The 6,238-nt window shown below is 45.4% G+C and carries 5 protein-coding genes; 4 read left to right on the plus strand and 1 reads right to left on the minus strand.

All coding sequences use genetic code 11. The features are described 5' to 3' along the window. From IS446_RS14560 to IS446_RS14570, 3 genes are all read left to right on the plus strand, one after another. Positions 1-1,881, plus strand: coding sequence for an alpha-amylase family glycosyl hydrolase (locus tag IS446_RS14560; protein ID WP_203061488.1), 1,881 nt, complete (start codon positions 1-3; stop codon positions 1,879-1,881). Between the two features lie 306 nt (positions 1,882-2,187). Further along, on the plus strand, positions 2,188-2,868 hold the full coding sequence (locus IS446_RS14565) for a glycerophosphodiester phosphodiesterase (RefSeq protein ID WP_203061489.1): 681 nt from the start codon (positions 2,188-2,190) through the stop codon (positions 2,866-2,868). Between the two features lie 7 nt (positions 2,869-2,875). Next, positions 2,876-4,084, plus strand: a complete 1,209-nt coding sequence (locus tag IS446_RS14570; protein WP_203061490.1) for a BaiN/RdsA family NAD(P)/FAD-dependent oxidoreductase — start codon at positions 2,876-2,878, stop codon at positions 4,082-4,084. 1 nt (position 4,085) lies between these two features. On the opposite strand, the gene IS446_RS14575 is transcribed toward IS446_RS14570, so the two are convergent. Further along, positions 4,086-4,559, minus strand: coding sequence for a TspO/MBR family protein (locus IS446_RS14575; RefSeq protein WP_203061491.1), 474 nt, complete (start codon positions 4,557-4,559; stop codon positions 4,086-4,088). 230 nt (positions 4,560-4,789) lie between these two features. Between IS446_RS14575 and IS446_RS14580 the strand changes: the two genes are divergently transcribed. Continuing rightward, on the plus strand, positions 4,790-5,875 hold the full coding sequence (locus tag IS446_RS14580; RefSeq protein ID WP_203057834.1) for an IS110 family RNA-guided transposase: 1,086 nt from the start codon (positions 4,790-4,792) through the stop codon (positions 5,873-5,875). Positions 5,876-6,238: the final 363 nt, after the last annotated feature.

Below are 6,238 nucleotides of genomic sequence, written 5' to 3' on the forward strand. Positions count from 1 at the left end.
ATGAATAAAGGCGTAATATCTGTACTTTTAGGGGTGGTTATTGGGGTCTCAGGATGCCAGCAAGCCCCCGAAGAAAAAGAAAGTACACAACAGGAAATGTTAAAACCCGAGAAAAAGAAAGAAGTGGTTTACCAGGTGTTCACCCGGTTGTTCGGCAATACGAACACAAGGAACAAGCCCTGGGGGACCATCGAGGAGAATGGTGTCGGTAAGTTCAATGACTTTACCGATAAGGCCCTTCAGGAGATCAAGGACCTGGGCGCTACCTATATTTGGTATACCGGGGTGCCTCACCATGCAGTGATCAACGACTACACCCCCTATGGGATCTCTAATGACGATCCCGAGGTGGTAAAAGGTCGTGCAGGATCGCCTTATGCGGTAAAAGATTACTACAATGTGAATCCCGATCTGGCAGAAGATCCGGCGAAAAGACTGGAAGAATTTGAAGCGCTGATCGAAAGAACCCATAATAACGGATTAAAACTTCTGATCGATATCGTACCTAACCACGTGGCGAGAAATTACGAAGGAAAGACCAATCCGGAAGGGGTAAGCGATTTCGGCTCGGCAGACGACACTTCGGTAGCCTATGCCCGTGATAACAATTTTTACTATATCCCGGGAGAGTCTTTCAGGCTCCCGGAATGGCAAAATGGCTATCAACCTCTTGGAGGTGAAGCTCATCCCTTGGTAGATGGTGCCTTTGATGAAGACCCTGCTAAATGGACCGGGAACGGATCCAGACTGGCACAGCCTAATTTTCACGACTGGTACGAGACCGTGAAGATCAACTACGGGGTAACCCCCGACGGAGTGAAGGATTTCGATACCCTTCCTGCCGGTTACGACCGGGAAGATTACAAAGCGCATTACGCCTTTTGGCAGGATAAGTCGGTTCCTGATTCCTGGAAGAAATTCAGAGATATTGCACTCTACTGGACCGAAAAAGGGGTAGATGGATTCCGTTTTGATATGGCCGAAATGGTGCCTGTAGAATTCTGGAGTTACCTGAATTCACACATCAAAACAGCTAATCCCGATGCCTTCCTTTTAGCAGAGGTGTACAATCCAAGCCTTTACAGGGATTATATCCACAAGGGTAAAATGGACTACCTCTACGATAAGGTAGAGCTTTATGATACCCTGAAAAATATTCTTCAGGATCGCGGATTAACCCGGAATATACCACCTATCCAGGAGGGATTAAAGGATATTGAGCACCATATGCTTCACTTCCTTGAAAACCACGATGAGCAGCGTATTGCGAGTCCGGACTTTGCCGGTGATGCTCAAAAAGGACGTCCGGCTATGGTAGTTTCTACCCTTATAAGCACAGCGCCTACCATGATCTATTTTGGTCAGGAAGTTGGGGAGCCGGGAGCGGAAGAACCCGGATTCGGAGATCCTACCCGTACTTCGATCTTTGACTATATTGGAGTGTCACACCATCAGCGCTGGGTGAATAACGGTGCTTTTGACGGCGGACAGTTATCGGAAGAAGAGAAGGCGCTTAGAGAATTTTACAAGCGTATTTTAAATATCAGTACCGATAATGAAGCCTTTACCGGAGCATGGGCAGATATCCATCTGTTCAACCTGGAGAAGCAAGACGAAGGATATGACGACGGCTTGTATGCTTTCGCAAGATGGACCGATGGTCAGCGTATGGTCGTGGTAAGTAATTTCGATGCAAATAATCAAAAGGAGTTTACCCTGCGTATCCCGGAACACTTAGTGAGTGCCTGGGGACTTGAAGGAGAATCTCCAGTGAAGGATCTGCTCAACGGAATGGAGACAAATCTGCATACCGATAATGGTATTGGTTACCTGAGATTGCAATTACCTCCTTTAACATCTGTTGTGCTTGAGATGCCGTAAAGACAGGTGAACATATTGAAATAGCAATGAAATGATCAGGTGGGGCCGCAGCTCCACCTGATTTTTTTTGAGACCTGTAGCCCGGAGGTTTCTGTATATGCCCGGCAATTAACCCTGTGGGCTATAGCGTATAACTACCTTAGGGAGTGGGAAAAAAATCATAACTTTAGGTTTGATGATCAGGGGCTTGCAGTTTTATTTGTAGGTTTTTGAGCTTTAAAGATTTTTTAATGATCTCATATTGTTAAAGTGCTTAGAGTTAGTTTTTTATTAGTTATTTTTGCCCTCATTTTTAGTGAAAAGCCTATGATAATTGGTCACAGGGGAGCAAAGGGTCATGTTGCCGAAAATACCATAGCCTCTATAGATCAAGCCCTTGAATTTGGAGTGGATGGCATTGAGATCGATGTGTTCCTGATCAAAAGCGGAGAGGTCGTGGTCTTTCACGACGAAGATCTGGGTCGCCTTACAAATGCTCACGGACAGATCGAAGCCATGACCATGGACGAACTGCGAAAGATCCTTGTGATGGGGAAATATCCCATTCCTACCCTGGAGGAGGTCTTACAGCGTATTGATGGTCGCGTACTACTCAATATCGAGTTAAAAGGTGATGGCACGGCAAAGCCTGTTCACGGTATCCTGGAACGCTACATAGGAAAGACGGGATGGGAGCGAAAAGATCTTTTGATCTCCAGTTTTAAGTGGAATGAGCTGGAGGTGTATCGCAGCCTGGATCCTGAAATGGCCATTGGCGTGCTAACAGAACACGACATTTATCCTGCTATTATAAAGGCGAGGGAAATTCATGCCGGGGCCATCAACGCCGATCACCACCTCTTAACACCGCAGACCGTAGCCGATATTAAAGCAGCGAACCTGCAAGTATGGTGCTGGACCGTAAACCGCCTTCCCGACCTGGAGCGTATGTTAGCACTTAACGTAGATGCGATAATCACCGATTATCCGGATCGATTAATGGATTAAAACTGTTATGACCTACGATGTGATCATTGTTGGCGGAGGAGCTGCCGGATTTTTTGCTGCGATACAGATCGCCCAGGCCGACCCATCCCTGCATCTGGTTATTCTGGAAAAAGGAAAGGATGTTTTGGGTAAGGTGAGGATATCCGGCGGAGGTCGGTGTAATGTAACGCATGCCGAATTCATTCCGAACGAACTGGTAAAGAACTATCCTCGGGGGGAGCAGGAATTGCGGGGGCCCTTTCATACCTTTTGCAGTGGCGATACCGTAGACTTCTTTGAAAAACGGGGGGTGCCTCTTAAGATCGAAGAAGACGGCAGGATGTTTCCGGAATCTGATTCTTCAGAATCGATCATTAATTGTTTTCGCGACGAATGCCAAAGACTGGGGATCGAAGTGCTCACCAACAGGGGGGTAAAGACCATACTCCGTTACCAGAACTACTGGGAGCTCGACACCTCCGGTGGCACCTACCGATCGCGTAAACTGCTATTAGCGACAGGGAGCAGTCAGAAGGTATGGCGCATGCTGAGCAATATGGGACATACTATCGTAGATCCAGTTCCTTCATTATTTACATTTAACATTAAAGACCCCCGTATCAAAGGCCTGCAGGGGCTAAGCACCTTTGCAGGGGTAAGTATTCCCGGTACAGGCCTGGAAGCCGAAGGTCCTGCCCTGATTACCCATTGGGGTATGAGTGGTCCGGCCATCCTGCGTTTGTCGGCATGGGGAGCCAGGAAGTTGCACGACCTACAGTATAAATTCACCATTAAGGTCAACTGGCTGGAGCCGGAGCATCAGGAAGATGTTCTACAGCAGTTAAAGGACCAGGTAGAAGCGTCGCCCCGAAGATCGCCTTATCGAACCAGGCCTTTCGAGTTGCCTAAGCGTTTGTGGCATACCTTGCTGGAAGCTTCAGGAATAGAAAAGACCGCGAATTGGGCCGATCTGTCGCGCCAGCAATTACTGGAACTTTCAAGGCAATTGACGGCCTGCGAATTTAATGTGAACGGTAAAAGCACCTTTAAGGAAGAGTTTGTGACGGCAGGAGGGGTAGATCTGAAAGAGGTCGATTTTAGAACCTTTGAAAGTAAAAAACATCCCGGATTGTTCTTTGCGGGAGAGATCCTCAATATTGATGCGATCACCGGCGGATTCAATTTTCAGAATGCCTGGACCGGGGCTTATATCGCCGCAAAGGCTATCACCACTTAACTTAGTTTAGCGACCAAATGCTGTAGTTAAGCACAGTGGCAAAACACACCCAGAGCAAATAAGGTACCAGCAACCAGGAAGCGGTTTTACTGATCACCCGGAACCATTTGATGGTGAGCACCAGCAATACCAACAGGGTGAGAATCACCATAAGGGCCCAGAATGGCTGTTTAAATCCGAAGAAAACAATACTCCACAGGGCATTGAACATAAGCTGAAACCCGAAGTGGTACAAGGCAGTTTTTACCCATATGTGATATACCCCACGTGCCCATACCATTCCTGCTGCGATACCCATAAGGATATACAGGACCGTCCATACCGGCCCGAAGATCCAGTTAGGCGGATTGAAAGATGGTTTATTGAGCGTGCTATACCAGGTGTCTACCGAAGTTTGGGTAGCGAAACCTGCCAGAAAGCCTACGGTAAGGCATATGGCGACTGCGATGAGTATGCGGGTAGTGGTTTTGGACATATTTAGCTGATGTGCCTACGAAAATAAACTTTTTTTTGAAAAAGGGGGTAAAGTCCCCCGTCGCTAAAGCTTTGGAGGGTAAAGAGGTAAAGTTACTATGTTTGTTTTAGGCCACAGTTCCAATGAAATAAGAGGAAAGAATCAAAGGTAGAATTGGGGCATTATTAAACAAAAAAGCATAAGCCAAGTTTTTTATTTTAAGGTAATAACAATCTAAAAAACATTGACTTATGCCGACATTAGTTAAAGATACGCCGAGAGGATTTGATGGGCAAACAATTTATATTGGAATTGACTGTCATAAGAAGAGTTGGAAGGTCACGCTTTTAAGTGATAATTTTGAACTGAAGACGATGAGTAGGGATGCTGATGCTCAAGGGTTGGCAAAATACCTTCAAAAGCATTATCCCGGAGCTTGTTATAAGGCTGTTTACGAGGCGGGCTTCAATGGGTTTACTCCTTGCAGAACACTTCGTTCATTGGGTATAGATGCTCAGGTGGTACATGCAGCAGATATCCCTACAAGTCAGAAGGATCGCCAACGAAAGAATGATACGGTCGATAGTAGGAAACTAGCCAATACACTGCGATCCCAGTTACTTAAAGGGATCGATGTTCCGGATCGGCATTTGGAGTTAGACCGTAGTTTACTGCGTTTGCGTTATAGTTTAACGAAGGATCTTTCCAGGGTGAAGAATCGGATTAAGTCGCTTTTGTTTCAGTATGGGATTTCTATTCCTGAGGAACTTGACCGGGGGAGCAAGAGTTGGACTAAGGCTTATGTTGCGTGGTTGGAAAGTGAGATGGTAAAGTATCCGGATCTTAAATTCATTATTCAGGCTCATCTGGATTACGGCCAATATTTAAAGGTCAAGAAGAAAGAGGTGAGTTCTCGTTTAAGAGCTCTGGCAAAGAGTAATAATTACCGTGAGAATGTACTATTGCTGCAAAGCATACCTGGTATAGGTGTTGTGACAGCCATGACTTTGCTGACTCAAATTGGGGATATACATCGTTTTACCAACTTTGACCGTCTTTGCGGTTATTTTGGATTAATGCCTAAGGTACATGCTTCAGGAGATCGGGAGAGCTCCTCGGGTATAAGCTCCAGAGGTCGAACTAATGTAAAGAACACATTGATCGAAGCGGCCTGGAGTGCAGTTCGCAGCGATCCTGCACTGACTTTACGATTTACCAACTTGAGTAAACGGATGAAAAAGAATAAGGCTATCATTCGAATTGCCAAGAATCTTTTAAACCGGATTCGTTATGTATTAATTCATCGAGAGCCTTATAAGTATGGGGTCGTATGTTAAAAACAAATAGCGTGAATCAGAAAGCTTTAACTTTAATGGTACTATTTATAAACCTGGGAAAATTACAAAGGGGGAACGAACGTTCGTTTACAATTGCAGCACTTGAAGATCACTGATCTGCAAGCAGACTGTTCGGTGAAGTTTACGTCCCCCTTCCTTTTAAAGTGAACAATAAATTGCAGCTAATGCCTAAGCATTGAGACTGTTGATAGAAGATTAATTGAAAGGGTTTTTAGTAAAAAAGTAGTACCATCAAAGAGAAAGAGTGTTTGAATCATGAACAGAAATGGAAGCTTTGAAAAGGGCTTCCGAAAGACTATAATGGTAAAAAACAGGCTTTTTGCTTGGAAAACAACATAGAAG

The sequence above is a fragment of the Robertkochia sediminum genome (assembly GCF_016786255.1).
Taxonomy (GTDB): Bacteria; Bacteroidota; Bacteroidia; order Flavobacteriales; family Flavobacteriaceae; genus Robertkochia; species Robertkochia sediminum.

Coding starts and splice junctions, on each gene's coding strand:
- IS446_RS14570 (WP_203061490.1), top strand. CDS start 2,876: ATGACCTACGATGTGATCATTGTTGGCGGAGGAGCTGCCGGATTTTTT.
- IS446_RS14565 (WP_203061489.1), top strand. CDS start 2,188: ATGATAATTGGTCACAGGGGAGCAAAGGGTCATGTTGCCGAAAATACC.
- IS446_RS14580 (WP_203057834.1), top strand. CDS start 4,790: ATGCCGACATTAGTTAAAGATACGCCGAGAGGATTTGATGGGCAAACA.
- IS446_RS14575 (WP_203061491.1), bottom strand. CDS start 4,559: ATGTCCAAAACCACTACCCGCATACTCATCGCAGTCGCCATATGCCTT.
- IS446_RS14560 (WP_203061488.1), top strand. CDS start 1: ATGAATAAAGGCGTAATATCTGTACTTTTAGGGGTGGTTATTGGGGTC.